At 65.1% G+C, this 25,335-nt stretch carries 23 protein-coding genes; 18 read left to right on the top strand and 5 right to left on the bottom strand.

What is annotated here, in order from left to right; translation table 11 throughout:
• Window positions 1-503: 503 nt before the first annotated feature.
• A complete protein-coding gene (gene gdhA, locus BLIN9172_RS12880) occupies window positions 504-1,850 on the top strand; it encodes an NADP-specific glutamate dehydrogenase (protein WP_101555429.1) in 1,347 nt (448 codons plus the stop codon).
• Between the two features lie 174 nt (window positions 1,851-2,024).
• Here gdhA and BLIN9172_RS12875 read toward each other — a convergent pair whose 3' ends face one another.
• Window positions 2,025-2,540 (bottom strand): flavin reductase family protein, encoded by a 516-nt coding sequence (locus BLIN9172_RS12875; RefSeq protein ID WP_025779878.1) that lies wholly within the window; start codon window positions 2,538-2,540, stop codon window positions 2,025-2,027.
• A 31-nt stretch (window positions 2,541-2,571) separates the two neighbouring features.
• Between BLIN9172_RS12875 and BLIN9172_RS12870 the strand changes: the two genes are divergently transcribed.
• Window positions 2,572-2,826, top strand: coding sequence for a DUF3039 domain-containing protein (locus BLIN9172_RS12870; protein ID WP_101555428.1), 255 nt, complete (start codon window positions 2,572-2,574; stop codon window positions 2,824-2,826).
• A complete protein-coding gene (locus BLIN9172_RS12865) occupies window positions 2,827-4,620 on the top strand; it encodes a DEAD/DEAH box helicase (RefSeq protein WP_101555427.1) in 1,794 nt (597 codons plus the stop codon). It begins immediately after the preceding gene.
• A gap of 24 nt (window positions 4,621-4,644) precedes the next feature.
• Here the strand turns inward: BLIN9172_RS12865 and BLIN9172_RS12860 are convergent, their stop codons facing one another.
• Complete coding sequence (locus tag BLIN9172_RS12860; protein ID WP_025779884.1) at window positions 4,645-5,964, bottom strand: nicotinate phosphoribosyltransferase; 1,320 nt, start codon at window positions 5,962-5,964, stop codon at window positions 4,645-4,647.
• A gap of 52 nt (window positions 5,965-6,016) precedes the next feature.
• Between BLIN9172_RS12860 and clpS the strand changes: the two genes are divergently transcribed.
• From clpS to BLIN9172_RS12810, 10 genes are all read left to right on the top strand, one after another.
• On the top strand, window positions 6,017-6,322 hold the full coding sequence (gene clpS / locus BLIN9172_RS12855; RefSeq protein ID WP_025779886.1) for an ATP-dependent Clp protease adapter ClpS: 306 nt from the start codon (window positions 6,017-6,019) through the stop codon (window positions 6,320-6,322).
• Between the two features lie 3 nt (window positions 6,323-6,325).
• Window positions 6,326-6,904, top strand: a complete 579-nt coding sequence (locus tag BLIN9172_RS12850; RefSeq protein ID WP_101555426.1) for a DUF2017 family protein — start codon at window positions 6,326-6,328, stop codon at window positions 6,902-6,904.
• The gene (locus tag BLIN9172_RS12845; protein WP_101555425.1) at window positions 6,901-7,716 is read left to right on the top strand and encodes an MBL fold metallo-hydrolase; all 816 of its coding nucleotides are present in this window, start codon (window positions 6,901-6,903) and stop codon (window positions 7,714-7,716) included. Before BLIN9172_RS12850 ends, BLIN9172_RS12845 begins: the two co-directional genes overlap by 4 nt.
• Before the next feature lie 48 nt (window positions 7,717-7,764).
• Window positions 7,765-8,487 (top strand): ribonuclease PH, encoded by a 723-nt coding sequence (rph, locus tag BLIN9172_RS12840; protein WP_101555424.1) that lies wholly within the window; start codon window positions 7,765-7,767, stop codon window positions 8,485-8,487.
• Window positions 8,484-9,089 carry an RdgB/HAM1 family non-canonical purine NTP pyrophosphatase gene (gene rdgB, locus BLIN9172_RS12835; protein WP_101555423.1) on the top strand — a complete coding sequence of 202 codons (606 nt, stop codon included), beginning with the start codon at window positions 8,484-8,486 and terminating at the stop codon, window positions 9,087-9,089. The genes rph and rdgB overlap by 4 nt, the downstream gene beginning before the upstream one ends.
• 126 nt (window positions 9,090-9,215) lie before the next feature.
• Window positions 9,216-10,721 carry an ABC transporter substrate-binding protein gene (locus tag BLIN9172_RS12830; RefSeq protein ID WP_101555422.1) on the top strand — a complete coding sequence of 502 codons (1,506 nt, stop codon included), beginning with the start codon at window positions 9,216-9,218 and terminating at the stop codon, window positions 10,719-10,721.
• 12 nt (window positions 10,722-10,733) lie between these two features.
• Entirely contained in the window at window positions 10,734-11,681 is a 948-nt protein-coding gene (locus BLIN9172_RS12825) for an ABC transporter permease (protein WP_101555421.1), read from the top strand.
• The gene (locus BLIN9172_RS12820) at window positions 11,678-12,625 is read left to right on the top strand and encodes an ABC transporter permease (RefSeq protein ID WP_101555420.1); all 948 of its coding nucleotides are present in this window, start codon (window positions 11,678-11,680) and stop codon (window positions 12,623-12,625) included. The genes BLIN9172_RS12825 and BLIN9172_RS12820 overlap by 4 nt, the downstream gene beginning before the upstream one ends.
• Window positions 12,618-14,366, top strand: a complete 1,749-nt coding sequence (locus tag BLIN9172_RS12815; RefSeq protein ID WP_101555419.1) for a dipeptide ABC transporter ATP-binding protein — start codon at window positions 12,618-12,620, stop codon at window positions 14,364-14,366. Before BLIN9172_RS12820 ends, BLIN9172_RS12815 begins: the two co-directional genes overlap by 8 nt.
• Window positions 14,367-14,417: 51 nt before the next feature.
• Window positions 14,418-15,836, top strand: a complete 1,419-nt coding sequence (locus BLIN9172_RS12810; protein WP_101555418.1) for an amidase — start codon at window positions 14,418-14,420, stop codon at window positions 15,834-15,836.
• Window positions 15,837-15,851: 15 nt separating this feature from the next.
• Here the strand turns inward: BLIN9172_RS12810 and BLIN9172_RS12805 are convergent, their stop codons facing one another.
• On the bottom strand, window positions 15,852-17,663 hold the full coding sequence (locus BLIN9172_RS12805; protein ID WP_101555417.1) for a hypothetical protein: 1,812 nt from the start codon (window positions 17,661-17,663) through the stop codon (window positions 15,852-15,854).
• A gap of 115 nt (window positions 17,664-17,778) precedes the next feature.
• Between BLIN9172_RS12805 and BLIN9172_RS12800 the strand changes: the two genes are divergently transcribed.
• Complete coding sequence (locus tag BLIN9172_RS12800) at window positions 17,779-19,095, top strand: cell division protein PerM (RefSeq protein WP_145997962.1); 1,317 nt, start codon at window positions 17,779-17,781, stop codon at window positions 19,093-19,095.
• A 136-nt stretch (window positions 19,096-19,231) separates the two neighbouring features.
• Here the strand turns inward: BLIN9172_RS12800 and BLIN9172_RS12795 are convergent, their stop codons facing one another.
• Entirely contained in the window at window positions 19,232-19,684 is a 453-nt protein-coding gene (locus tag BLIN9172_RS12795) for a hypothetical protein (protein ID WP_025779906.1), read from the bottom strand.
• A 102-nt stretch (window positions 19,685-19,786) separates the two neighbouring features.
• Here BLIN9172_RS12795 and purN point away from each other — a divergent pair, with 102 nt between their 5' ends.
• The 4 genes from purN (at window position 19,787) to BLIN9172_RS12775 (ending at window position 22,665) form a co-directional block, all read left to right on the top strand.
• Window positions 19,787-20,410 (top strand): phosphoribosylglycinamide formyltransferase, encoded by a 624-nt coding sequence (gene purN / locus BLIN9172_RS12790; RefSeq protein ID WP_101555415.1) that lies wholly within the window; start codon window positions 19,787-19,789, stop codon window positions 20,408-20,410.
• A 48-nt stretch (window positions 20,411-20,458) separates the two neighbouring features.
• Window positions 20,459-22,003 carry a bifunctional phosphoribosylaminoimidazolecarboxamide formyltransferase/IMP cyclohydrolase gene (purH, locus tag BLIN9172_RS12785; RefSeq protein WP_101555414.1) on the top strand — a complete coding sequence of 515 codons (1,545 nt, stop codon included), beginning with the start codon at window positions 20,459-20,461 and terminating at the stop codon, window positions 22,001-22,003.
• 106 nt (window positions 22,004-22,109) lie between these two features.
• Window positions 22,110-22,346 carry a DUF3017 domain-containing protein gene (locus BLIN9172_RS12780; protein WP_240812112.1) on the top strand — a complete coding sequence of 79 codons (237 nt, stop codon included), beginning with the start codon at window positions 22,110-22,112 and terminating at the stop codon, window positions 22,344-22,346.
• 136 nt (window positions 22,347-22,482) lie between these two features.
• Entirely contained in the window at window positions 22,483-22,665 is a 183-nt protein-coding gene (locus tag BLIN9172_RS12775) for an Rv0909 family putative TA system antitoxin (protein ID WP_025779915.1), read from the top strand.
• A gap of 117 nt (window positions 22,666-22,782) precedes the next feature.
• Here BLIN9172_RS12775 and BLIN9172_RS12770 read toward each other — a convergent pair whose 3' ends face one another.
• Window positions 22,783-25,323 carry a UvrD-helicase domain-containing protein gene (locus tag BLIN9172_RS12770; protein ID WP_101555412.1) on the bottom strand — a complete coding sequence of 847 codons (2,541 nt, stop codon included), beginning with the start codon at window positions 25,321-25,323 and terminating at the stop codon, window positions 22,783-22,785.
• Window positions 25,324-25,335: the final 12 nt, after the last annotated feature.

Raw genomic sequence — 25,335 nt, 5'->3', positions numbered from 1 at the left:
GTAGCTAAGCCCATTCGCGCTGATGGTACTGCAACTTGGTGGTTGTGGGAGAGTAAGTGACTGCCGCAATGTTTTTTAAGGTGATGGCCTCGTCCAGTGTTTGGGCGGGGCCATCACTGTATTCACGATCGGGGTGTGTTGTCCGTGCTTATTGCTACCTGGCGGGGGCCCCGCAACCTCGCGCGGGGTTGCTGGGCCCCCGCCAGGTAGCAATAGGGGAAGGCTTCGATTCCATCGCGTCTCACTCCGCCTCGCGCGATCTGTGCGAGCTCCGGAATATCGGCCTCTTGTACGGGCGAGAGCTCCATACCATCTGATCGCAGATGAAGTGCGAACGGCGGCCAGATCTCCGAGATGTCCATGTGACTTGTTTCCATTCTTTCCTGTTCGATGGCCCTGGAACTGCGAGGATGACTTATATCCCACTTGAAGTGACCGGACAACGCTGTCCATTATCTGGTCGCTCGGATTGTTGTTATGCGGGTCACGGTAGGTTTGTGCGCATGAGTCTACATCCATCACTGCAGCCAATCTTCGACACGGTGCTCCAGCGTAATCCTGGAGAGTCGGAGTTTCACCAAGCGGTACAGGAAGTTCTCTATTCCCTGGGCCCCGTCGTGGACAAACACCCCGAATACCTCGAACTCTCAGCGCTCGAGCGGCTGTGCGAGCCCGAACGCCAGATCATCTTCCGGGTCCCTTGGATCGATGACTCCGGAGTCGTGCAGATCAACCGCGCCTTCCGTGTGCAGTTCAACTCGGCACTCGGCCCGTACAAGGGTGGACTGCGGTTCCACCCTTCGGTGAACCTCGGCATCGTCAAATTCCTCGGCTTCGAGCAGATCTTCAAGAACGCCATCACAGGCCTGCCCATCGGCGGCGGCAAAGGCGGATCTGACTTCGATCCGAAGGGCCGCAGCGACCGTGAAGTCATGCGGTTCTGCCAGTCGTTCATGACCGAGCTGTACCGTCACATCGGTGAATGCCGCGATGTGCCCGCAGGCGACATCGGCGTCGGCGGTCGGGAGATCGGCTACCTCTTCGGCCAGTACAAGCGGATGACGAACTCCTACGAGGCAGGTGTGCTCACCGGCAAGGGACTGTCCTACGGCGGTTCCATGGTCCGCACCGAAGCCACCGGCTTCGGCGTCGTGTACTTCCTCAAGGACATGCTGGCGGCTGCGAAGAAGAACATCGACGGTCGCACAGTCTCGATCTCCGGATCCGGAAATGTCGCGGTGTTCGCAGCAGAGAAGGTCACGGCCTTCGGCGGCACGGTCATCACGATGTCCGACTCGGCCGGCTTCATCCACGATCCGGATGGCATCGACACGGCACTCGTCAAGCGCATCAAGTTCGAAGAGCGCGGACGCATCTCGGAATACGTGGAGCAGCGCGGGGGACGCGCGACCTACCACGAGGGCGGCAATGTCTGGGACATCGAGGTCGACGTCGCACTGCCATGTGCGACTCAGAACGAGCTCGACGGAGACTCGGCTGCGACTCTGGTCAAGAACGGAGTCATCGCCCTCGCCGAAGGCGCGAACATGCCCTGCACACCGGAAGCCGTGAAGATCTTCTCCGAGGCCGGCGTCCTCTTCGCCCCCGGCAAGGCCGCAAACGCCGGCGGTGTCGCGACCAGTGCGCTCGAAATGCAGCAGAACGCCAGCCGCGACTCGTGGGACTTCGACTTCACCGAGGCGCGCCTGGCCGAGATCATGGGCGATGTCCACGACAGCTGCGCCGCCGCTGCCGATGAATTCGGTTCGCCCGGAGACTACGTCGCCGGCGCCAATATCGCAGGCTTCATCCGTGTCTCCGAAGCGATGCTCGCTCAGGGAGTCGTCTGATCGACTGAACCACAAGACAGGCCCTGCCCAGGACGGTTGCGCTTCCAAGCGAAGCACGATGGTGCTGAGCAGGGCCTGTGTCGTATCTGCCGCGCGCAGTCGGACCGAACAGCTCCAGTTCTGTCAGAGGGCCAAGGACTCGCCGGCGGGTGTATGTCCCGTCGCTCGGCCCGCTCAGCGTTTCCCGATCGTCCCGTAGCCTTTGCGCCAGCGCAGCAGGGGACGGGATGTTCCCGCATTCGTGCCCGCACCCATGGAGACCACCTCACCGACGACGAGGTTGTGCGTGGCGACCTCGAGCACCTCGGTGAGTTCGAGTTCGAACCAGGCGATCGCCTCGGTGAGTACCGGCTGCCCGGCCTGCGGGGCGGGAAAGGTGTCAATGCCTTTGAGCGACCCGTACAGCGGCTGGCCCGAAGCTCCCAAGCGTTCAGAGATGTCTCGCTGGTCGGAATTGAGCAGCGAGATGGCGAAGTGAGAACTCGTCTCCAGGGTCTCCATCATCCGTGAGCCGGAATAGACGCTCACCGCCATCGTCGGGGGATCGTACGACACGTCGAGAAACGAATCGACGGTGATCGCATGCAGGGCACTGCCGCGGGTGGCAGAGACCACGGCGACCGCCGCGGCGATGTCATCGCTGAGTTCGCGGTAGCGTTCTGTGAGGGAATCGTCGTAGGCCTGGTCCATGACACTCATTCTAGGGAACTACAATGGAGCCATGACCATTCCAGCTTCAGGCGGTTCAGCAACGATCGAGCGCGAGCAGTCCGAGCAGCTAGTCGAGCCCGGCGACCACGAGCGCTTCAGCCACTACGCGCCCAAGGACAAGATCATGGAGTCCATTGTGACCGGGACTCCGCTGATCGCCTTGTGCGGGAAGGTGTGGGTCCCCACGCGCGACCCCGAGCGGTTCCCGATCTGCCCCAAGTGCAAAGAGATCTACGAGACGATGTCCGAAGGACCGCAGGAGTAGATGTCCGCGGATCGTCTCCCATCAGCACCAGGGACCTCCGCAGCAGAACAGCTTCCACCGGCATTCCCCGAGCGCGCAGCGTGGGGAACGGCCGGAAAGCTACGTGCCTGGCAGGCGGAGGCTCTCGAACTCTACTTCCAGAAGCAGCCCAAGGACTTCCTCGCCGTCGCGACCCCCGGGGCCGGTAAGACCACCTTCGCTCTGCGCCTGGCTGCCGAACTGCTGGCCCAAAGAGTCGTCAACAGGGTCACAGTCGTCGCTCCCACCGAACACCTCAAGGTGCAGTGGGCCGATTCGGCGGCACGTGTGGGCATCAAACTCGACCCGCACTTCAAGAACTCCCAGGGCAAACACGCCCCCGGGTACCACGGAGTGGCTCTGACCTATGCGCAGGTGGCGGCCAAACCCGTTCTCCACCACAACCGGACGGCCGCCGGCCGCACCCTGGTCATCCTCGACGAGGTCCACCACGGAGGTGACGCCCTGTCGTGGGGCGATGCCGTGCGAGAGGCCTTCGGCCCCGCGGTCCGTCGACTGTCCCTGACCGGAACCCCGTTCCGGTCGGACACCTCACCGATCCCGTTCGTCACCTACGCTCCCGACGAGAACGGCATCCGCACCTCGGTGGCGGACTACTCCTACGGCTACGGTCGTGCGCTCAAGGACTCCGTCGTCCGCCCCGTCCTCTTCCTCGCCTACGCCGGCGCCATGAGCTGGCGGACCAAGGCCGGCGACGAGATGTCGCACGTCCTCGGCGAGGAGACGACGAAGGACATCAACTCGCAGGCCTGGCGCACGGCACTCGATCCGAAGGGCGACTGGATCCCGGCGGTCCTCAAGGCCGCCGATATCCGACTGACGGAAGTCCGGCGCACCGTCCACGATGCCGGCGGACTCGTCATCGCCACAGACCAGGAGGCCGCCCGAGCCTACGCCAAACGGCTGCACGAGATCACCGGAGAGAAACCGACCGTGGTGCTCTCTGACGAAGCAGGAGCCTCGGAGCGGATCGAACAGTTCCAGAACTCCACCGACCGATGGATGGTCGCCGTGCGGATGGTCTCCGAAGGCGTCGACGTTCCCCGACTGTGTGTCGGCGTCTACGCGACCTCCTCGTCGACGCCGCTGTTCTTCGCCCAGGCGATCGGCCGCTTCGTGCGTGCTCGCAAACGCGGCGAGACCGCCTCGGTGTTCCTGCCCTCGGTGCCCGTGCTGCTGGCCCTGGCGAACTCGATGGAGACCGAACGCGACCATGCCCTCGATCGCCCGAAGAACGAGGACGAGAACGATGTCGTCGTCTTCGACGAGCAGGCCATGGAGCAGGCGAATCGGAACGAAGGCGCCTCGTCGGACCAACTCGGGTCCTTCGAAGCGCTCGGTGCCGAGGCACTGTTCGACCGCGTCCTCTACGATGGCGGCGAATTCGGCACCGGCGGAGCCATCGGCTCCGAGGACGAACTCGACTTCATCGGCATTCCGGGTCTGCTCGAACCCGATCAGGTGCGTGAGCTGCTGAGCACTCAGCAGGCCCGGCAGGCGAAGCGCAAGACTGCGGCGGCACCTCCGGCACCCGAGGTGGAGACGAGCGAACTCGAGCACCGCGCGATGAAGGAAGAGCGCAACCAGCTTCAGAGCCTCGTCGGTGCCTGGTCCAGACGCACCGGCACACCGCACCAGAACGTCCACGTCGAGCTGCGCAAGGCATGCGGGGGACCGGCCGTCGCTCAGGCCACACGGGAGCAGATCCAAGCTCGGATCAAGAAGCTGCAGGGCTGGTTCATCGGCAAGAAGTGAGCACCGCGGTGGGCCGGGCCCGGATCAGGCTGAATAGAACACGGTGGGGATGGCGGGCTCGCCGTCCTGCAGGCGCCTGGCCGAACGCGGCAGCTCCGCCAACGACTCATCATGTCGGGCGCAGGCCTTCTTCACGCCTGCCGCACCGGTGAACGATTCATCGACCTCACCGTCGACGACGAGATCGACGCTGAGCCGACGACCGTCACCGAGGTCATCGGGCAGGCTCGGAATGCCGACGGCCTCCTCGACCGCGATCGGACCGTCGATGAGGCGCAGCGCCTCTTTGTGTCCTCCGCGTGAGGGCTTGCCGGAGGAGTGTTTGGCCACCGAGGTCCACTCGCCTGCCTCATCGGCGCGGGCCACGAGCTTGTACACCAGCCCGGCGGCCGGGGCGCCTGAACCGGTGACGACTCGTGTGCCGACACCGTATGAGTCGACGGGGGAGGCGGCCAGCGCAGCGATCGCGTACTCGTCGAGATCGCTCGTGACGGTGATCGTCGTGTCGCGGGCACCGAGACGGTCCAGGCTCTCACGAACCTCGCTGGCCTGTTCGATGAGGTCGCCCGAATCGATGCGCACGCCGCCGAGGTTCGGCCCGGCCAGTTCGATCGCCGTGGCCAGCGCCTCCTCGACGTCATAGGTGTCCAAGAGCAGAGTCGTCTCGGTGCCCAGCGACTTCAGCTGGGCGGCGAAGGCCTCTCGCTCGGAATCGTGGAGGAGCGTGAACGAGTGGGCCGAGGTGCCGATCGTGCGCAGTCCGTACTGGAGGCCGGCGGCCAGGTTCGACGTCGAGGCGAAACCGCCGATGACAGCGGCTCGAGCCGCAGCCACGGCCGCATGCTCGTTCGTCCGTCGCCCGCCCATCTCCGCGCAGGGTCGATCGCCGGCCGCCTGAGCCATGCGGGACGCCGCCGAGGCGACTGCACAGTCATAGTTCATCGCCGACAGGATGAGCGTCTCGAGGATGACACCCTCGGCGAATGTCGATTCGATCGTGAGCAGCGGTGAGCCGGGGAAATAGATCTCCCCTTCGGCATAGCCGCGGATATTGCCGGAGAACCGATAGTCCGCCAACCAGTCGATGGTGCGCGAGTCGACGATGTTCTCCCTGCTGAGGAACGAGAGTTCGGCATCATCGAAGCGGAAGTCGCGGATCATCTCGAGGATCCGGCCGGTACCGGCGACGACACCGTAGCGGCGACCTGCGGGAAGACTGCGGCCGAAGACCTCGAAGAGGCTCTTGCGGTGGGCGGCACCGGATTCCAGGGCCGCCTGCACCATCGTCAATTCGTACTGATCCGTGAAGAAAGCCGTCGAATCGGTCCGTGTGAGATCACTCATAGGCGCGATCTTACGTCACGACAGTGTCAGTGTTCTGCCGTATGGTGGAAACGTGAGCAATCCAACGACACCAGTCCTGGAGCCGGAGGTCGATGTCCGACCCGCCGAGGACCTGGCCAAGCCCTGGAGGACCGTGGTCTTCAACGACCCGGTCAACCTCATGAGCTATGTCAGTTTCGTGTTCCAGACCTACTTCGGCTACTCCGAGGAGAAAGCCCACTCGCTCATGCTCGAAGTCCATGAGAACGGCCGCTCCGTGGTTGCCACGGGAGGTCGTGAAGCCATGGAACGAGACACCCAAGCGATGCACGAGTACGGCCTGTGGGCCGCGTGCCAACCCGATTCAGGATCCGACTGACACATGGCCGCTATCGACGCACGAGGGGACGACGTCGTCCTCACCCTGCAGGACAACGAACGCTCGCTCATGCTCACCGTGTTCACCGATCTCGCGGCCCTGCTGGCCGAAGACGGTGACGGCGATGACGACCGTCCGGACTCGGAGAACTGGGAAGCCCGGCTCGGACTCGTCGACCGGCCGCGTCCGGAGGATCCGGCGCTGCTGCGACTGTTGCCCGACGTCGACCCCGACGACGAGGAGCGTTCGGCGGAGTTCCGCCGCCTCACCGAGTTCGACCTCAAACAGGCCAAGGCACACAATGTGCGCATCGTGCTGCTGGGACTGAGCAAGGGCAACGACATCGCCCTGACCCGCGACGAGGTGCTCGCCTGGATGAAGGGACTCAACGATCTGCGACTCGTCCTCGCCGTGCGCCTCGAGATCGACACCGAGGAGGCACAGGAGGAGAAGTACGCCCACCGCGAGGGCCTCTCCGAGTCCGAAGACCTCACCCTGACCCTGTACGACTTCCTGACGTGGATTCAGGACCGATTGACAACGACCTTGCTCGACCAGAGGCAAGGGGATGACGAGATATGAGACTCACCGCTATCGGCACCGCAGGTTCCTTCCCAGGGCGCGGCGCTCTCGCCAGCTGCTACCTCATCGAGACGGATGAGGACACACCCACTCGCATCATCCTCGACCTCGGGTCCGGTGCGCTCAGCCCTCTGCAGGAGACGATCGACACCGATCGTCTCTCCGGCATCGTGCTCAGCCACCTCCACCCGGATCACTGCATGGACATGACCGGCCTCTACGTCAAACACTGCTTCAACCCGAAGTACTTCAACGGCGACATCTCCGACACCGGAACGATCCGCACCCCGGTGTTCGCTCCGGCCGGCGCGAAGGAGCGCCTCTTTCGGGCCTATTACACGGATCCCGGCAAGTCCCCGGTCGCCAACGGGGGAGACGATTCGGACTTCGACCACGCCTTCGAGTTCACCGACATCGACCACGGCAGTCGGCATCAGATCGGATCGCTGACGATCGAATCCTTCCTCGTCGACCACCCCGTCGAGGCCTACGCCCTGCGGATCACGGACGCAGCCGGCAAAGTCATCACGTATTCCGGTGACAGCGATGAGTGCGAGAACCTCGTCGAGGCGGCCAAGGGCGCGGACCTCTTCCTCTGCGAAGCCGCTTTTCAGGAAGACCGCGACACGGCACGCGGAATCCACCTCACAGGCAAGCGCGCCGGACGTGTGGCGCAGTACGCCGAGGCATCCGCGCTCGTGCTCACCCACATCCCGGCCTGGACCGACTGCTCCATCGTGCGCGGTGAGGCGGCCGGGGAGTACCGTGGACCCATCGAGCTGGCGAAGCCCGGAGCCACCTGGACCGTGTGACTCGGCGACGACCAGCAGACACCACCATCGAGACGAAAGAGGCAGACAGTGCGAGCAGACGGCCGTGCAGCAGACGAACTCCGTGACGTCCGGATCAGCCCGGACTGGATCAACACCGCCGAAGGGTCCGCGCTCGTGGAGTTCGGCAACACCCGCGTCCTCTGCGCAGCCTCGCTGACCGAAGGCGTGCCGCGGTGGCTCAAGGGCCAGGGACGCGGCTGGGTCACCGCCGAATACGCCATGCTCCCGCGAGCCACCGACTCCCGCAGCACCCGCGAGTCGGTCAAGGGCAAGCAGGGCGGACGCACTCACGAGATCTCCCGCCTCATCGGCCGCAGCCTGCGGGCGGTCATCGACATGGACAAGCTCGGGGAGAACACCCTCGTTCTCGACTGCGACGTCCTCCAGGCCGACGGCGGCACCCGCACCGCCTCGATCACCGGCGCCTACGTCGCGCTGGCGAAGGCCATCGACAAGGGGCGATCGACCGGGCTCATCCCTGCTGCCCACCAGCCGCTCATCGACTCGGTGGCGGCTGTGAGCGTCGGCATCATCGACGGACAGCCCCTCCTCGACCTGCCGTACCTCGAGGACTCGCGAGCCGAAACGGATATGAATGTGGTCATGACCGGGTCCGGAAAGTTCATCGAAGTCCAAGGCACGGCCGAGGGAGCACCGTTCGACCGCGACGAACTCGGCAAACTGCTCGACCTCGCCGGCCACGGGTGCACCGAACTCACCCGCATCCAGTCCGACGTGCTCGCCGGATGACGACGTTCGTGATCGCCACTCACAATGAGGGCAAGAAGCGAGAGCTGCTGACCATCCTCGGGCCCGTCCTCGGCACCGATACCCAGGTGCTCACCGCCGCCGAGGCGGGGCTCGGCGATGTCGCTGAAACCGGCGTCACGTTCACGGAGAACGCGCTCATCAAGGCGCGTGCCGCGGCCGCCGCGACCGGACACACCGCCATCGCCGACGACTCGGGAATCAGCGTCGACGTGCTCGGCGGCGCACCGGGGATCTTCTCCGCTCGCTGGGCCGGCCGACACGGCGACGACCGCGCGAACCTCGAACTCCTGCTCGCCCAGCTGGGTGATATCGCAGCCGAACACCGCGCAGCGCAGTTCCGCTGCGCGGCCGCCGCTGTGACCGCCGACGGTCGCGAGTTCACCGCCGAGGGAGTCATGCCCGGACGGCTGGCCACCGAGCCCAAGGGTGAGAACGGCTTCGGCTACGACCCGATCTTCGTCCCCGAAGGCTCTGAGCTCAGTGCCGCCGAGATGAGTGCTGAGGAGAAGAACTCACGTTCCCACCGCCGGTTCGCCTTCGACGCACTGGCCGCGATTCTCGCCGACGAGCCGAATCTCTGAATCGCTCACCCACGATGCTCGGCATCTGAACGCAACTGCCTCACCAGCTGAGAAATTCTGATACACTGACGGTGCTCGAATGTTGGCGAACGACCCTCTTCGTGGTCGGCGAAATAGAGGAGAACAATGAAGACTCCGCGCATCATGACATGGGTGGCGGCAGCGGCCGCCACGAGCCTGCTGATCACAGGCTGTTCGGCCGGCGCCTCCGACAGCGGAGGCGATGCGCAGCAGAAGGACTCGATGACGATCGCCTTCACTGCCGAACCGGTCAACCTCGACTTCACCTCCACCTCGGGGGTCGCGATTCCCGAAGCGCTGATGGAGAACGTCTACGAATCGCTCGTCCGCCTCGACGGCGAGGGGGAGATCCAGCCTGCCCTGGCCAAGGACTGGTCCCTGTCCGATGACCGCAAAACCTACACCTTCGAACTCCAGGAGGGTGTGAAGTTCTCCAATGGTGCGGACTTCACCAGCGAAGACGTGAAGTACTCCTATGAACGAGTGCAGAACGACTGGAAGAACGCGCTGAAGTCGAAGATGGACATCGTCGAGTCCATCGAGACCCCGGACGATTCCACCGTCACGATCGAACTGAAGAGGCCGTCGAACACCTGGCTGTTCAACCTCACCAGTCTCGTCGGTGCCGTCTTCGACACCGAGGGAACCGACGACCTGGCGAACGAAGCCATCGGCACCGGTCCCTTCGCGATCGAGGAATTCACGCGCGGACAGTCCATCGACTTCACCGCCCGCGACGACTACTGGGGTGAGAAGCCGTCCCTGAACTCGGTCCAGTTCAAATACTTCAAGGATGCGGTCTCGGCCTCGAACGCCCTGAAATCAGGAGAGATCGACCTCGTCTCCAACCTCCAGGCGCCCGAACTGGCCGGAGAGTTCCAAAGCGACGACTATCAGATCGTCTCCGGCACCACGAACGGCGAAGTCGTGCTGTCGATGAACAACGCCGAAGGCATCTTCAAGGACAAGAAGGCCCGTGAAGCCGTGATGTATGCGATCGACCGCAAGGCGGTCCTCGACACGGCGTGGGCGGGCTACGGCGAGCTCATCGGCTCGATGGTGCCCCCGACCGACCCGTACTACGAAGACCTGACCGGAGAGTGGAAGTACGATCCGAAGAAAGCCAAGCAGCTCGTCGACGAGGCCGGGATCAATGGTGAGGAGTTCGCCTTCACCGTACCGAACCTGCCGTACGCGAAAGCGATCTCCGAAATCGTCTTCGCCCAGCTCGATGAGGTCGGACTGAAGGCGAAGATCGAGACTCAGGAATTCCCGGCCGTGTGGTTGGACAAGACGTTCACCGAACACGATTACGACATGTCGGTGATCAACCATGCCGAACTACGCGACATCCTCACCGTGTTCTCGAAGGACTACTACATCGGCTACGACGATTCGACGATCACGAAGCTCGCGGAGAAGGCCGACACCGGCACCGAGGAGGAATACATCTCGGGGATGAAGGAGATCGCCAGGACGATCACCGAGGATGCCGCCTCGGACTTCCTGTTCCTGTTCCCGAACCTCGTCATCGCCAAGTCCGGCGTCGAGGGAATACCCGCCAACCGCGTCTCCGACGCGTTCAAGATCGCCGACCTCAGCTGGGCCTGACCGCACACGTCGATGCTCACCTACGCCATCAACCGTGCGGTCCAGTTCGCACTGTCCCTCCTCGTCGCCTCGGTGGCGGTCTTCGCCCTGATGAGTCTGCTGCCCGGCAACGCGGCACAGGTGGCGCTGGGAACGAATGCCACCCCGGAAGCGGTGGCGGCGCTGGAAGCACAGTACGGGCTCGACCGGCCACCGCTCATCCGGTATTTCGACTGGATGGGCGGAATGCTCACCGGAGACTTCGGCACCTCCTACGTCACCGGTGCCGAGATCACCCCCGTCATCGTGGGCAGCGTCCAGGTGACCGCGATCCTCGTCGTCGCCGCCATCGCCGTGTCCATCGTCATCGCAGTGCCATTGGGCACCTTCGCCGCTCTCGAACAGCGCAACTGGATCGGTGTGACGATCTCAGGCCTCAGCCAGGTCGGCATCGCGATCCCGAACTTTCTGGCCGCGATCATCCTCGTCATCGTCTTCTCGCTGACCCTCGGGTGGTTCCCGTCCCAAGGGTGGATGGCTCCGATCGAGGGCCTCGGCGGCTTCCTCCTTCGTCTGGTCCTGCCGGTCGTGTCGCTGGCGCTCGTACAGGCGGCGATCCTCACCCGCTATGTTCGCTCGGCTGTCCTCGACGTGATGCGGGAGGACTATATCCGCACTGCCCGTGCGAAGGGACTGACCCGGACGAAGGCACTGTTCGTCCACGGGCTGCGCAATGCGGCGATCCCCGTCATCACCGTCGCCGGAGTCCAGCTGGCGACCCTGCTGGTCGGGGCCGTGATCATCGAACAGATCTTCGTGCTGCCCGGAATCGGATCCGAACTCGTCCGCGCCGTGGCCAACCGCGACCTTGTGGCGGTCCAGGGCATCGTCATGGCCCTCGTCCTGCTCGTGCTCATCATCAACCTCATCGTCGACATCCTCGTGCCCATCGTCGACCCCCGGATCAGGAACGCCGCATGAAACCGACCGGTGCTCAGAGTCCCCGCGACCATGCCGATCCCGTCGATCTCAACCCGGCCGCCGCGACCGCCTCGGCGAACGGCGGCTCCGCCCGGTCCCGCAAGAGCGGGCGGCGGGTGAACGCATCGATGGTCATCGGTGCGGGCCTGGTCGTGCTCATCGTCGCACTCGCCCTCGTCTCCTTCGTGTGGACCCCGTACGATGCGAACGCGATCGACCCCGCGGCCCGGCTGCAGAACGGCAGCCTCGCCCATCCGTTCGGCACCGACACCTTCGGCCGGGACACGCTGACCTGGGTGATGGTCGGGGCGCGGATCACGCTGCTCGTCGGCGTCGTCGCCGTCGGCATCGCCCTGCTCATCGGCACCCCGATCGGAATCATCTCCGCCCTCTTCGCGAAGCAGCCGTGGGGAATCTGGATCGACTCGGTGATCATGCGCGCCAACGACATCCTGCTGGCCTTCCCGGCCCTGCTGCTGGCGATCATCTTCGCCGCCGTCTACTCGCCGGGGACGGGCCCGGCGATGGTCGCCGTCGGCATCGCCGCGATCCCCGGGTTCGCTCGAGTCGCGAGGTCGGGGACGCTGCAGGTCCTGGGCACCGAATACGTGCGCGCCGCACGAGCGTCGAACCGTCGGATCCCGGCCATCGCCGTCGTCCATGTGCTGCCGAACATCGCCGGAATGGTCATCGTCCAAGCATCAGTGGCGTTCGCGATCTCGGTCCTCGCCGAGGCGGGGCTGTCCTTCCTCGGACTCGGCACCCAGGCCCCGACGCCGTCGTGGGGCCGGATGCTGCAGGAGTCCCAGCAGTACCTGTCCACTCACCCCGAACTCGCGCTGTGGCCGGGCGTGTTCATTGCGCTCGCCGTCCTCGGCTTCAACCTCTTGGGCGACGGTCTGCGCGACCGTTTCGATCCGAAGATGGAGGCTCGAGGTGCCTGAGAATCTGCTCGAGGTCCGCGACCTCACCATCACCCCTGCCGGAACACAAACGCCGGTGCTCCATGACGTCAGCCTCAGCCTGGCTTCGGGGGAGCGGGTCGGACTCATCGGCGAATCCGGCTCGGGCAAGTCGCTGACCGCCCAGTCCGTGATGGGACTGCTGCCCGAAGAGCTGCACACCCGGGGGCGGGTGCACCTGCAGGGGCACTCCGGGAACCTGCTCGACGCGAAGGAGACGACCCTGGCCGGGATGCGGTCGGACATCGTGTCCATGGTGTTCCAAGAGCCCATGAGCGCACTCAACCCGCTCATGCGCATCGGCGACCAGATCGCCGAAGTGCTGCGCATCCACGGCAAGGTGCCCCGAGCTCAGATCCCGACTCGTGTGCGCGATCTGCTCCGCGACGTCCACATGCCCGACCCGGACAGTGCCCGGTTCGCCTACCCGCACCAGATGTCGGGCGGGCAGCGGCAACGCGTCATGCTCGCGATCGCCCTGGCGAATTCGCCGCGGCTGCTCATCTGTGACGAACCCACCACCGCCCTCGACGTCACGGTGCAGAAGCGGATGCTCGACCTCATCGCCGAAAGGGTCTCGGACGTCGAGGCGGGGCTGCTGTTCATCACTCACGACCTCGCCGTCGTCGCCGGAATCTGTGATCGAGTCATCGTCATGTACCGCGGCCGCATCGTCGAGACCGGCAGCGTCGACGAAATCTTCACCGCACCTCAGCACGAATACACGCGAGGGCTCCTGGCATCCTCGGACCTCGACGCCACCGACGAGCGCGGTCGGCTCTTCACGCTCAAGACCGCGCTCGCCTACTCGGGTCCGCGGCTCGACAAGGCAGCGTCGTCGGCAGAGCCGGTGGAGCCGGGGGATTCCGTGGACGGGACCGCCTCGGTGACGGACGACGATGGGACCGCCTCGGTGCGGGAATCGGCGCCGCTCATCGACGTCTCGGACGTCACCCGGGTCTTCCGCGGACGCGGTCTCTTCGGCCGCAGACGATCGGACGTCACCGCTCTGGGCGGAATCGACTTCGCCGTCTCGACCGGAGCTCGGCTGGGCATCGTGGGGGAGTCGGGCTCGGGGAAATCGACGCTGCTGAACATCCTCTCCGGTCTCGACCGACCGACCACCGGCCATGTACGCGTCGGCGACATCCGCGTCGAAGCCGCGAGCTCTCAGGCTCTGCGTCGCTTGCGCGAGCGCCTGCAGATCGTGTTCCAGGACCCATTCGCTTCGCTCGATCCGCGGATGCGCATCGCCGATATCGTCGCCGAACCGCTCATCGCCGCGGGTATCGACAAGGACGAACGGGACGCGCGGGTCATGGAGATGATCACCGCCGTCGACCTCGATGCGGACTCTCTGCGTCGGTACCCGCACCAGTTCTCGGGCGGGCAGAGACAGCGCATCTCGATCGCTCGGGCACTGGTGACCAAACCGCAGATCCTCGTCGCCGACGAAACGGTCTCCGCCCTCGACGTCTCGGTGCGTGCGCAGGTGCTCAACCTGCTCACCGACCTCGTCGACGAGTACGCGCTGACCCTCCTCTTCGTCTCCCACGACCTCGGCGTCGTCAAACACCTGTGCTCCGACGTCATCGTCATGAAGGCCGGGCAGATCGTCGAATCGGGGGCCACGGAGGACATCTACGCGAACCCGCAGGAGGAGTACACACGGAGCCTCATCGCCGCCACCCCGAGCCTGGCCGAGGCGCTCGCGGCCGGATAGCGCGGCCGGCGTCTGCGAGCAGCGACGAACCATCGAGAGAAAGGGCAGCACGTGAACACAACGCTTGCCGACCACAATGCGGCCGAACTGGCGGCCGGTTTCGCCGGCGGAGACTTCGACCCGCTCGAGGTGCACTCCGCGGTCGTCGACCGCATGAACGACTGCGAACCGACCATCAATGCGCTGTTCCACCGCGACGACGACCGCTCCCGGAACTCAGCCGCGGCCAGCGCCGCCCGCTGGCGTGAGGGCCGCCCGCTGAGCGACCTCGACGGGGTGCCCGTGACGATCAAGGAGAACATCGCTCGCCGCGGCGTCCCGCTGCCCAGCGGCCACGCCTGGGTGGAGATGCCGGTGGCCGACGACGACGCCCCGATCACCCAGCGTCTCGAAGAAGCAGGCGCCGTCATCCTCGGATCGACGACGATGCCCGACTGGGGAATGCTCTCGTCAGGTGTGTCCTCACTGCACGGAATCACCCGCTCGCCCCTTGACCCGAGACTGACGACCGGCGGGTCGAGCGCCGGCGCCGGAGCCGCAGCGGCGGCCGGATACGGACCCATCCACATCGGCTCCGACATCGGCGGGTCCATCCGCCTGCCGTGCACCTGGCTCGGACTGGCCGGACTCAAACCCAGCTTCGGTCGAGTCCCGCTCGATGCCCCCTACCTGGGCAGGTGTGCAGGACCCCTCGCGCGGACGATGGCCGATGTCAAGGCCGCCATGGACATCATCTCCGCCCCGGACGATCGCGACTATTCGCGGCTGCCGCGGTTGGCCGCCGATGACGCGCAATCACTGCCGGGCAGGGAGTCGACCGCGGTCTTCGATCCGCAGGGACTGCGCATCGGTGTCCAGCTCGACGCCGGGTGCGGGGTCGCCGCCGCTGCGCAGGTGCGTTCTGCCGTCACCGAGGCGGCCGAGAGGTTCTCCGCGGCCGGAGCAGAAATCGTCACGCTCGATCCGTTCATCGACGATGATCTGCTCCATGACATGGACCTATTCTGGCGGGTGCGATCGTGGGGCGACCTCAAGGCGCTGCCCGTCGACGAACAGACGCTCATCCTGCCCTATATCCGACAGTGGGCGCAGGACGGAGCCGATACCAGTGGAGTCGAGCTGATGCGCTGCTATCACAGTGTCCAGGAGATCCGGCGTCGGACGATCACCGCCACAGCCGAATTCGACCTGGTGATTTCGCCGACGGCTCCGGATGCGGCATTCCCGGCCGAGCAGCCCATGCCGTACCCGCAGGTGCACGAACCGATGGGCCATATCGGGTTCACCATGCCGTTCAACATGTCCGAACAGCCGGCGGCAACGGTGCTGGCCGGATACATGGATGACGGTCGGACCATCGGCGCGCAGATCGCCGGACGGCGGTTCGCCGACGACCTCGTCATGGCCGCCGGCGCCTGGTTCGAGGCCGCGGCCGGACTCGCACAGCCGACACGGTCGGTGGTGGGCTGAGCGCGGACTCGGGGATCAGAAGTCGAAGAACTCGACCGAGAGCTTGTCTCCGTCGATCTTCACGCTTCCCGACACCGACAAGGAGTTTCCGTTGGAGAAGTACGAGGATCCGGACCTCTTGCCGTCGACGGAGAAGTTGAACTTGCCGGGCTTGTCGGTATAGAACGAGCCGGTGCTCGTGTCTCCGGTGCCGAAGCTGGCCTTCACCTCGGGCATCTCCTTCATGTCCCACTCGGCGGTGTTCTTCTTCGCCAGATCATCGAGCTTCTTGTCCGAACCGCCGACGGGAATCTCGGTCGGGTCGTACTTGATGAAGTCGCACTTCGGCTCGATGCTCTTGTTGTCGAAGCACTTCTCGAGCTCCTTCTCGACCTGTTTCTGAACTTCCTTTTCGAAGGCGCCGGTCGGGGCCAGGTTGAGGTTGAGGGTGGTGGGGGACACCTGCCCCTTGTTCGGCTGTCCACCGGGAGCGAAGGCCTTCGGGAAGTTCACGTTGGCCGTATCGGATGCCTCTGAGATCCACTTGCTCTTCGGGATCGTGAAGTCATAGCTGCCGGGGTAGACGGCGAACGAGGTGGTGCCCGACTTCGCTTTGTAGTCCTCGCCGTTGACGGAAAGACCGTCGGCGGCGGGAATATCGAGCGAGATGACGTTGAGGTCGGGGCCCTTCATCGTCCACTTGTCGAAGAACAGGTCCTGCTTGCCGTCCTTCGTCGCGGAGAGCTCGACATTGTAGGGGCTGCCGTCGAGCTCGTAGGAGACGACGACGGTTCCCTTGTCTCCGTCCGTCTTCGACGATTCGACCTTGGCCTTCTCGATCTTCGCCGAGGAGGAATCGGTGAATTCCTTCTGCAGCAGGTCGAGGTTCGTCCCTTCCGGGCGTGCGGACGGTGCGATCTTCTCCGCGGCGGCGAAGTCACCCTTGTTCAGGGCTTCGACGTAGTCTTCGGCGACTTTGTCGGGTCCGTACTTGTCCTTGTTCACGCTGCCGATGACGAAGAACCCGACGAGGACGAGGATGATGACGAGTGCGACCGCGCCGAGAGTGATGAAGAGGGGCATCTTGCCCTTCTTCTTGTCGGGGCGATTCTCGGCCCGGGTGGCAGTGCTCTGCCCGCCGGCGAAGCCCGGGGCCGGAGCCGGCTGCGGTATCCCCTGGGACGGGCCGGATCCTGTCTGTGGGGCATTCGGGCCAGACCCCGTCTGGTACTGCCCGGACTGGTTCTGGGCGGAGTTGTACTGGCCCGGCTGGTTCTGGGCACCGGGATACGGGGGCTGATTCTGCGCTCCCGGATAAGCCGCATTCGAGTACTGGTCGCCCGGCTGTTGGCCACCTGGCTGTTGGCCGTCCTGCGGCTGGGCGCCGGGGTAACCCCCGTTCGGCTGCTGCGGGTTCTGGTACTGGTTGTTCGGGGCCTGTCCATTCTGAGCCTGGCCACCGGGAGACGGGGCACCGGGGTAGGGGCCTGCCTGTGAGCCGCCCGGGCCCTTCGCTCCGCCCTGCGGACCGGGGCCGAATGACTCATCGTTCTGGGCTCCGGGAGCCGAATACTGCGGTGGCTGGTTCTGTTGTGGAGAGGCAGGGGCGACCGTGGGACGTGACGGCAAATCGTCGGTCGGGGATCCCAGTGGAGGTGCCTGGTCATCGGGCACTGAGGCAGCGCTGCCGGACTGAGCCGGACCATCGGAGGCTGAAGGGGTGTCGCCGGAGGTCGAATCCGGACGATCCTCGGCCGTCGGCGGCTCCGACTCAGGCTTCGGTACGCCGGTCTCCGGAGGCTCGCTGGGTGGTGGCGGGAAATTGGGGTGATCGTTCCCGTTGCTCATCGTGGGGTCATCCTTTGCGTGTACAAGCCTGTCCTGGCGCAATTGTACTTCCCGGAACAGGGAATCGCGTGGTCAATACCGGGAAGCCGAGACGGGTTAGGCGAAAATGGTCCTGATGCACACTTCTCCACACCCTCAGCCCTACCGGCGCACGATCCTCGCGGTCCTCATGGAAGTCGCGAAGATCGATCTCATCGTCGTCCCCGCAGGATTCGTCATCGCCACCGTCTTCTGGATCATCGGGCTCGGCTCACAGCTGCCCTATTCGGCGATTCCCGAATGGGCATTCGCACTGTGGGCGACGGTGTCAGGGCTGAGTGTCTCGACCCTCGGTTTCGACTTCTCACTCGCACCGAGTCTCGTGACTGTCGGCCTGTGGTTCCTGGTGGCGGCCGGCGCCAAACGTGTGGTCGGTGGCACGGCAGCGGACAGTCCGACCGAGAGCGAGGACGACCTCGGCGGATGGTGGGCGCTCATGGGAACAGCTCTGGGCACCTACGTCGTGGCCTACGCGGGTCCACTCCTGGTGCTGGCGATCCTGGTCGGACAGGCCGCGGTGACGCCGTTCGGATTCCTCCGGCTCGTCCTCTTCCTCCTCACGGCCGTGGCCTGGGCCCTCATCCGGGTCCGCGGAATCGGTGACATTCCCGGCCTGTCCCCGATCGCCGATGAGACCTTCAGCGTCGCCGTCCGACTCGTCCGCCGTCTGCTGTGGGCGGCAGCGGCCCTCGGAGTGATCGTGCTCCTCGTCGGAATCGCGATCCGCTGGAGCGACGTCGCCGATACTCTGCAGGTCTACAGCTCACCGGTCGCCGCCGGCATCGGTCTCATCGTCGTCCAGGCGCTCTTCGCCCCGAGCATCGTCTACTCGGCCGTGTCCTGGACTGCCGGGACGGGAGTGGGCATCGGCGGGGCCGGGACGAGCTCGGCATTCACCTCGACCTCCGCTCCGGTGCCCGATGTGCACGTGCTGCAGCTGCTGAGCGGGGACTATCCGGCGTGGACGGCGGCCGCACCGGGACTCCTAGTGCTGCTCGGGCTGCTGTGCGTCATCCTCGGCCGCGACCGAGCTCGCGACATCGCCGAGCAGTCGTGGATCGGACTGGGAATCGCGATCGGGATACTGTTCGTCATCGTCGAGGTCCTCGCCCTGTTCGCCCGCGGAGCCATGGGCCCACTGGGCCTGTCCGGGTTCGGACCTTCGGCACTGACGTCGGCACCGGCGATCACGGGGTGGATCGGTGCGGGCATGGCCGCCGGACTCCTCTTGATCAGACTCTCCGGTCTGCACACCGTCGACTCCGATTTCGCCGATGACGATGAGGATGGAGACGACGAGGATGCCTTCGATGAGGCAGACGGATCAGAGGCATTCGGCGAGGACGAGCCGGAGCCGGTCGACGGCGTCGTCAACGACGACGAACCGCGATAGACGGGGATGCCGCCTCGGTGAGGGGTCAAGCGTGAGGCGAGGGCATCCGCGGTGAGGGGAACAGCGTTGAAGGCCGGCGCTGAAGGCCGGCGCCAGAAGGATCGGTGCCAGAAGGATCGGGGCCGGGCTCCGTGGATCAGTTGGTGCCGGGCAGTTCGAGGTCTTGGCCGGTGATCTGCTTGAACCAGTCGCCCAGGCCGGACTGATAGTCGCTCGTACACGAGATCTGGGCCTGCTGGGTGATCGCATCGCGCAGGCATTCTTCGTACTTCGACTGCACCGGCCAGAGGATGACCGAGGACATCGTGGAGAAGATGAGATAGATGCTGAGCAGACCGCCGAGGATGCCCAAGGACATGTTCCGGCGCTGCTTGGCTCTGACGACGGCGACGATGTACTTCACCGACCACACGACCGCGGCGACGGCGAAGCCGATGGCGGCGAGCTTGAACGGCAGCTGATACGTGAACGTCAGCACCGAGGCGAGGATCAGCAGTATCAGGACCAGTCCATGCCGTGCGGGTGCGGCCTGTGCCTCCTCTTCGGGAGTCGGCGCTTTCTTCTCTTCGGTATTCTGCGGTGACGTCACCGGATCAGTTTCTCACAGTCGACTGACAAATGCCTCGGCGGCCCGTGTCCGCAGGGTGACCGTCGGGCATCGTCCACGAGCTGCAGACGTTAGACTGTGCGGGTGCGCATCGTTCTTCTGGCATCCGGTTCCGGTACCCTCACGCAGTCCGTCATCGACGCTTTCGCCGATGGAACCCGCGGAGTCGATATCGTCGCCATCGGAGCCGACTCGACCACGGCCGGGGTCCTGGAGCGGGCAGAACGGCATGCGATTCCCACCTTCGTCGTCCGACCCAAGGACTACGCCGGCCGTGACGAATGGAACCGGGCGCTGAAGGACACGGTGGCCGAGCTTGCCCCGGACTGGGTGATCTCCGCCGGATTCATGCGCATCCTCGGCCCCGTCTTCGTCGACGCCTTCCCATCCAGGATCATCAACACCCATCCGGCGCTGCTGCCATCGTTTCCCGGGGCACACGGAGTCCGCGATGCGCTCGCCCACGGGGTGAAGCTGACCGGTGGAACCATCCACCTCGTCGATTCGGGAGTCGACACCGGACCGATCATCACCCAGTACGCGGTTCCCATCGGCGATGACGACACCGAGGAGACCGTGCACGAGAACATCAAGGCCCGTGAACGCGCAGAGCTCGTGCGCCTGCTCGCGCACCTGGCCCATACCGACCTCGTCGTCGATGGTCGACATGTCTGCGGATATGTCGCCTCGGCGATGACCGCCCACTGACCCCGCCGTGCGAAGAACCGACCGGCGATCGAACCTCGAGGAGGATCTGTGACAGGAACCCGTGCGATCAAGAGAGCGCTGATCAGCGTCTACGACAAGACCGGCCTGGAGGAGCTGGCTCGCGGCCTCCACGCAGCCGGAGTCCAGATCGTGTCGACCGGATCCACGGCTGCGAAGATCGCCGAGGCGGGAGTCGCGGTGACGAAGGTCGAAGAGCTCACCGGGTTCCCCGAATGCCTCGAAGGACGGGTCAAGACCCTGCACCCACGCGTCCACGCCGGCATCCTCGCTGACTCCCGCAAGCCCGAGCATCTCGAGCAGCTGTCCGAACTCGAGATCGAACCCTTCGACCTCGTCGTCGTCAACCTCTACCCGTTCGCCGACACCGTCGCCAGCGGAGCCGGCTTCGATGACTGCATCGAACAGATCGACATCGGCGGACCTTCGATGGTGCGTGCGGCGGCGAAGAACCACCCCACGGTCACCGTCGTGACGGATCCGGCCGACTATTCGGCCGTTCTCGACGCTGCCGCCGGTCACGGCTTCGACATCGACGCCCGTCGCACCTTCGCCGCCCGCGCCTTCGCCCACACCGCGGCCTACGACGCGGCGGTCGCCTCCTGGTTCGCCGCGGAGCTCGCCACCGATGAGAAGGCCGCATTCGCCGGTCTCACCGGGGAGAAGATCGCCGACCTGCGCTACGGGGAGAACCCGCATCAGGCGGCGGCCGTCTACTCGGACGGAACCGTGGGAATCGCGGGGGCGAGACTGCTCGGCGGCAAGGCGATGTCGTACAACAACTACACGGACACCGATGCCGCGATCCGTACCGCGTTCGACTTCGACCAGCCGGCCGTGGCCATCATCAAGCACGCGAATCCCTGCGGACTCGCCGTCGGTGAGACTGCGGCCGCGGCGCACAAGGCCGCGCACGAATGCGATCCGCTGTCGGCCTACGGCGGTGTGATCGCCACGAACCGGGAGGTCGACGCCGAGCTGGCCGCCTCGATCAAGCCGATCTTCACCGAATGCCTGGCGGCTCCGTCGTTCAGCCCGGAGGCGCTCGAGATGCTCGCGACGAAAAAGAATCTGCGACTGCTCGAACTCGGCGACATCGATGTGCCCACAGCCGAGATCAAGCCGATCAGCGGTGGATTCCTCGTCCAGGACCGTGACGCTTTCCAGGCCGACGGAGACTCCGCCGAGAACTGGACCCTGGCCGCCGGTCCGGCAGCTGCACCCGAGGTCCTCGCGGATCTCGAATTCGCGTGGAAGGCCGGGCGGGCCGTGAAGTCGAACGCCATCCTGCTCGCCAAGGACGGTGCCTCGGTGGGTGTGGGAATGGGTCAGGTCAACCGCGTCGACTCGGCCAAACTCGCCGTCGAACGTGCCGGAGCCGAACGCGCCACGGGAGCGGTCGCTGCCTCGGACGCCTTCTTCCCGTTCCCCGACGGTCTGCAGATCCTCATCGATGCAGGAGTCACCGCCGTGGTGCAGCCGGGCGGATCGATCCGCGACGATGAGGTCATCGCGGCTGCGGAGGCGGCCGGAGTCACGATGTACCTGACCGGGAGCCGCCATTTCTTCCACTGAGATGAAACGGCCTCATCCCCGCCATGCACGGCGGGGGAGAGGGCCGATCTCGAAACGATGGATCTATTGGAAACGGCGGTACGCGCATCCCACCAGGCGTGATTGGGTGCTGCTCGGCTGTCTTCTGGGCGTCGCCGCGGCAGCGGCGTGCTCCATCGTCGACTTCCGCCTCGGTGCTGTCGTCCTCGCGGTCGTCCCCGCCGGGCTCGCCGGGTTCCGGGCGATGCCGCCGCCGTGGACCGATGTGTGGACGAACCGGTCGAAGACCGTTGACATCGCCACCTGTCTGCTGTTCGCCGGACTGCTGGTCGTGCTGGCGTTCCTCGTGCCATTGACCCGCTGATGATTCGGTCTCGGCGACATTCTTTATGTGCATTCGCTGAGAACTGCGACGCGCGGGTGTTGCCACGCCGGTAACAATGGCAAGGTGAGTGGCGTCAGAGGTTCGCTCAGAACCTTTTCCGATGAAAGGAGACAGCATGGGACTCGACGATCTTACGAACAAAGCCAAGGACGCCTTGAATAGCGATAAGGGTGAAGAGATCAGCGACCAGGGCCTGGACAAGGCTGCTGACGCCGCCAACAACGCCACCGGCGGAAAATTCGAAGACCAGATCAACCAGGGTCGCGAAGGTGCCGATGGCAAATTGGGCAACGAATGATCTTTGAGCCATAGCCGCGTCCGGCATGGATGAGCGCCGAGGAGAACGTGAGTTCTCCTCGGCGCTCTCTCTATTCGCGGCACGGTGCCGGACCGTGCGTCCACCGAAGCGGTCGGCTCAGCTGAGTTTGTCGATCGGGGCGTAGCGCAGCAGCAGCCGCTTCGATCCGGCCGAGCCGAAGTCGACGACGGCCACGGTCTTGTCTCCGACGCCGTTGACCTCGGTGACGGTGCCGAGCCCGAAGGACTCGTGTGAGACCTTCTCACCGACCTCGACGGAGATGACCTCGCGGTTGGGGCGGATCCGGTTGGGGAATCCGGCGACCGGTGTCGATGAACTCGCACTCGAGCGTGAGCGGGAACTGCCGCCGGACGACCGCGACGACCCGAAACCGCGGGAATAGCCGCCGGAGCCGAATCCACTGGAACCGTGACCACCGGAGCCGAAGCCTCCGGACCCGAAGCCACCGGAGAAGCTTCCCGTGTTCTCCCAGTTGATGAGGTTCTCCGGGATCTCGGAGAGGAACCGGCTCGGCGGATTGTACTGAGGCTGACCCCACATGCTCCGTGTTTCGGCGCGAGTGACGAGCAGCCGCTGCCGAGCTCGGGTGAGCCCGACATAGGCCAGACGTCGTTCTTCCGACAGCTCCTGCGGATTCTCAAAGGAACGCGAATGCGGGAATCCTCCGTCTTCGAGCCCGGTGAGGAAGACCACCGGGAACTCCAAGCCCTTGGCCGTGTGCAGAGTCATCAGCGTGACCTGACCGAGTTCGGCATCGGGGATCTGATCCGTATCCGAGGCCAGAGCCACCTGCTCGAGGAACTGATCGATGGCTGCGGGACCGACGCCGGCAGCGGTGGAGGCGACAGCGGAACCGGCGTCATCGACGGCGGGATCGACCGCCTCGGCGGCGGTTTCGGACTCTGCATCGGTCGTCTCTGCGGCGGTCGTCTCGGTGCCGGTGCCGGTGCCGGTGTCTGTGTCGTCCCGGGTGTCTCGTTGGGCAACCGCGGCGGCCTCGCGAGTGGCGACGAAATCCTCGGCCACGGCGACGAGCTCGGCGAGGTTGTCGACTCGGGATTCGTCCTGCGGGTCGGTGCTCTTCTGCAGGGATTCGAGGTATCCGGACTGCTCGAGGATCGCCTCGATGACGCGGGAGAGCGGGGAGGACTCGGCGGTGGAGCGCAGATCCTGCATGAGGTCGTAGAACTTCTGCACCGAGGTCAGTGCGCGCGAACTCAGATGCGGGATCTCGTCGAGGCGGCCCAGAGCGGTATAGAAGCTGATGCTCTCTCGGTCGGCGAAGTCGGCGATGATGCCTTCGGTGCGGTCGCCGATGGAGCGTTTGGGCACATTGAGGATGCGGCGCAGGTTGACGTCGTCATCGGGGTTGGCGACGACGCGCAGGTAGGCGAGGGCGTCCTTGATCTCCTTGCGTTCGTAGAAGCGGGTGCCGCCGACGACCTTGTACGGGATTCCGGAGCGGACCAGTGCGTCTTCGATGGCGCGCGATTGAGCGTTCGTGCGGTAGAACACGGCGAAGTCACCGTAGGTGTACGTCTCCTCGTCGATGAGGTCGTCGATGCGGTCGACGATGAACCGGGCTTCACCTTGTTCGTTCTCGGCCACCCAGCCGACGATCTGCTCGCCGGAGCCCTCCGAGGTCCACAGTTTCTTCTCCCGGCGGTCGTCGTTGTTCGCGATCACGGCGTTGGCCGCGTCGAGGATGTTCTGTGTCGACCGGTAGTTCTGCTCCAAGAGAATGGTGTCCGCGTTCGGAAAGTCCTTCTCGAATTCGACGATATTGCGCACCGTGGCGCCGCGGAAGGCATAGATCGACTGGTCGGCGTCGCCGACGACGGTGAGTTCGGCTCCCGTCGGACCTCCCGCACCGTCACCGGCGAGGGCCTTGATCAGGGCGTACTGTGCCGGGTTCGTGTCCTGGTACTCGTCGACGAGGATATGGCGGAACCGACGACGGTAGGAATCGGCCACCTCGGGGAAGGCGCCGAAGAGATGGACGGTCTCTGCGATGAGATCGTCGAAGTCGAAGGCATTGGCCAGCCGCAGACGGGAGGTGTAGCGCTTGAAGACGTCGGCGAGCACCTCGTCGGCGGGATTGTTGGGCCGCGGGATGAAGTCATCGGGGGTCTGCAGTTCGTTCTTGAGGTTCGAGATCCGGTGCAGGATCGCCCGCGGAGCGTACTTCTTCGTGTCGAGTCCGAGCTCCTTGAGGATCTGGGCGACGAGCCGTTGCGCGTCCTGGGCGTCGTAGATCGTGAAGTTCGATTTCATGCCCAGCACCTTCGCTTCGCGGCGGAGGATGCGCACGCACGAGGAGTGGAACGTCGAGACCCACATGGCACGGGAAGCGGGCCCGACGATCGAGGACACGCGTTCGGCCATCTCCTTGGCGGCCTTGTTCGTGAACGTGATCGCCAGGACCTCGCCGGGATGGGCTCGACCGGTGGCCAGGGCGTAGGCGATGCGTCGGGTGAGCACGGTCGTCTTGCCCGATCCGGCCCCGGCGACGATGAGCAGCGGGGATCCCGTATGGATCACGGCCTCGCGCTGCCTGGGGTTGAGCCCGGTGAGGAGTTCGGCCGCTCGGGAGTCGGCGCCGGCGGCATGGTTCGTGTGTTCAGCTGCAGCAGTCATGTCGCCCCCAAC

It is taken from the genome of Brevibacterium linens ATCC 9172, from assembly GCF_900169165.1.
Lineage (GTDB): Bacteria > Actinomycetota > Actinomycetes > Actinomycetales > Brevibacteriaceae > Brevibacterium > Brevibacterium linens.
Note: the sequence above shows the minus strand (reverse complement) of the source record. Positions and strands in the feature narration are given on the sequence as shown.

Excerpts from the sequence above, each read along its gene's own strand:
- BLIN9172_RS12870 (WP_101555428.1), top strand. The coding sequence starts at position 2,572 with ATGACCATTCCAGCTTCAGGCGGTTCAGCAACGATCGAGCGCGAGCAG.
- rdgB (WP_101555423.1), top strand. The coding sequence starts at position 8,484 with ATGACGACGTTCGTGATCGCCACTCACAATGAGGGCAAGAAGCGAGAG.
- gdhA (WP_101555429.1), top strand. The coding sequence starts at position 504 with ATGAGTCTACATCCATCACTGCAGCCAATCTTCGACACGGTGCTCCAG.
- BLIN9172_RS12775 (WP_025779915.1), top strand. The coding sequence starts at position 22,483 with ATGGGACTCGACGATCTTACGAACAAAGCCAAGGACGCCTTGAATAGC.
- BLIN9172_RS12805 (WP_101555417.1), bottom strand. The coding sequence starts at position 17,663 with ATGAGCAACGGGAACGATCACCCCAATTTCCCGCCACCACCCAGCGAG.
- BLIN9172_RS12770 (WP_101555412.1), bottom strand. The coding sequence starts at position 25,323 with ATGACTGCTGCAGCTGAACACACGAACCATGCCGCCGGCGCCGACTCC.
- BLIN9172_RS12875 (WP_025779878.1), bottom strand. The coding sequence starts at position 2,540 with ATGGACCAGGCCTACGACGATTCCCTCACAGAACGCTACCGCGAACTC.
- BLIN9172_RS12825 (WP_101555421.1), top strand. The coding sequence starts at position 10,734 with ATGCTCACCTACGCCATCAACCGTGCGGTCCAGTTCGCACTGTCCCTC.
- BLIN9172_RS12800 (WP_145997962.1), top strand. The coding sequence starts at position 17,779 with ATGCACACTTCTCCACACCCTCAGCCCTACCGGCGCACGATCCTCGCG.
- BLIN9172_RS12860 (WP_025779884.1), bottom strand. The coding sequence starts at position 5,964 with ATGAGTGATCTCACACGGACCGATTCGACGGCTTTCTTCACGGATCAG.
- BLIN9172_RS12830 (WP_101555422.1), top strand. The coding sequence starts at position 9,216 with ATGAAGACTCCGCGCATCATGACATGGGTGGCGGCAGCGGCCGCCACG.
- BLIN9172_RS12845 (WP_101555425.1), top strand. The coding sequence starts at position 6,901 with ATGAGACTCACCGCTATCGGCACCGCAGGTTCCTTCCCAGGGCGCGGC.
- BLIN9172_RS12865 (WP_101555427.1), top strand. The coding sequence starts at position 2,827 with ATGTCCGCGGATCGTCTCCCATCAGCACCAGGGACCTCCGCAGCAGAA.
- BLIN9172_RS12850 (WP_101555426.1), top strand. The coding sequence starts at position 6,326 with ATGGCCGCTATCGACGCACGAGGGGACGACGTCGTCCTCACCCTGCAG.
- BLIN9172_RS12820 (WP_101555420.1), top strand. The coding sequence starts at position 11,678 with ATGAAACCGACCGGTGCTCAGAGTCCCCGCGACCATGCCGATCCCGTC.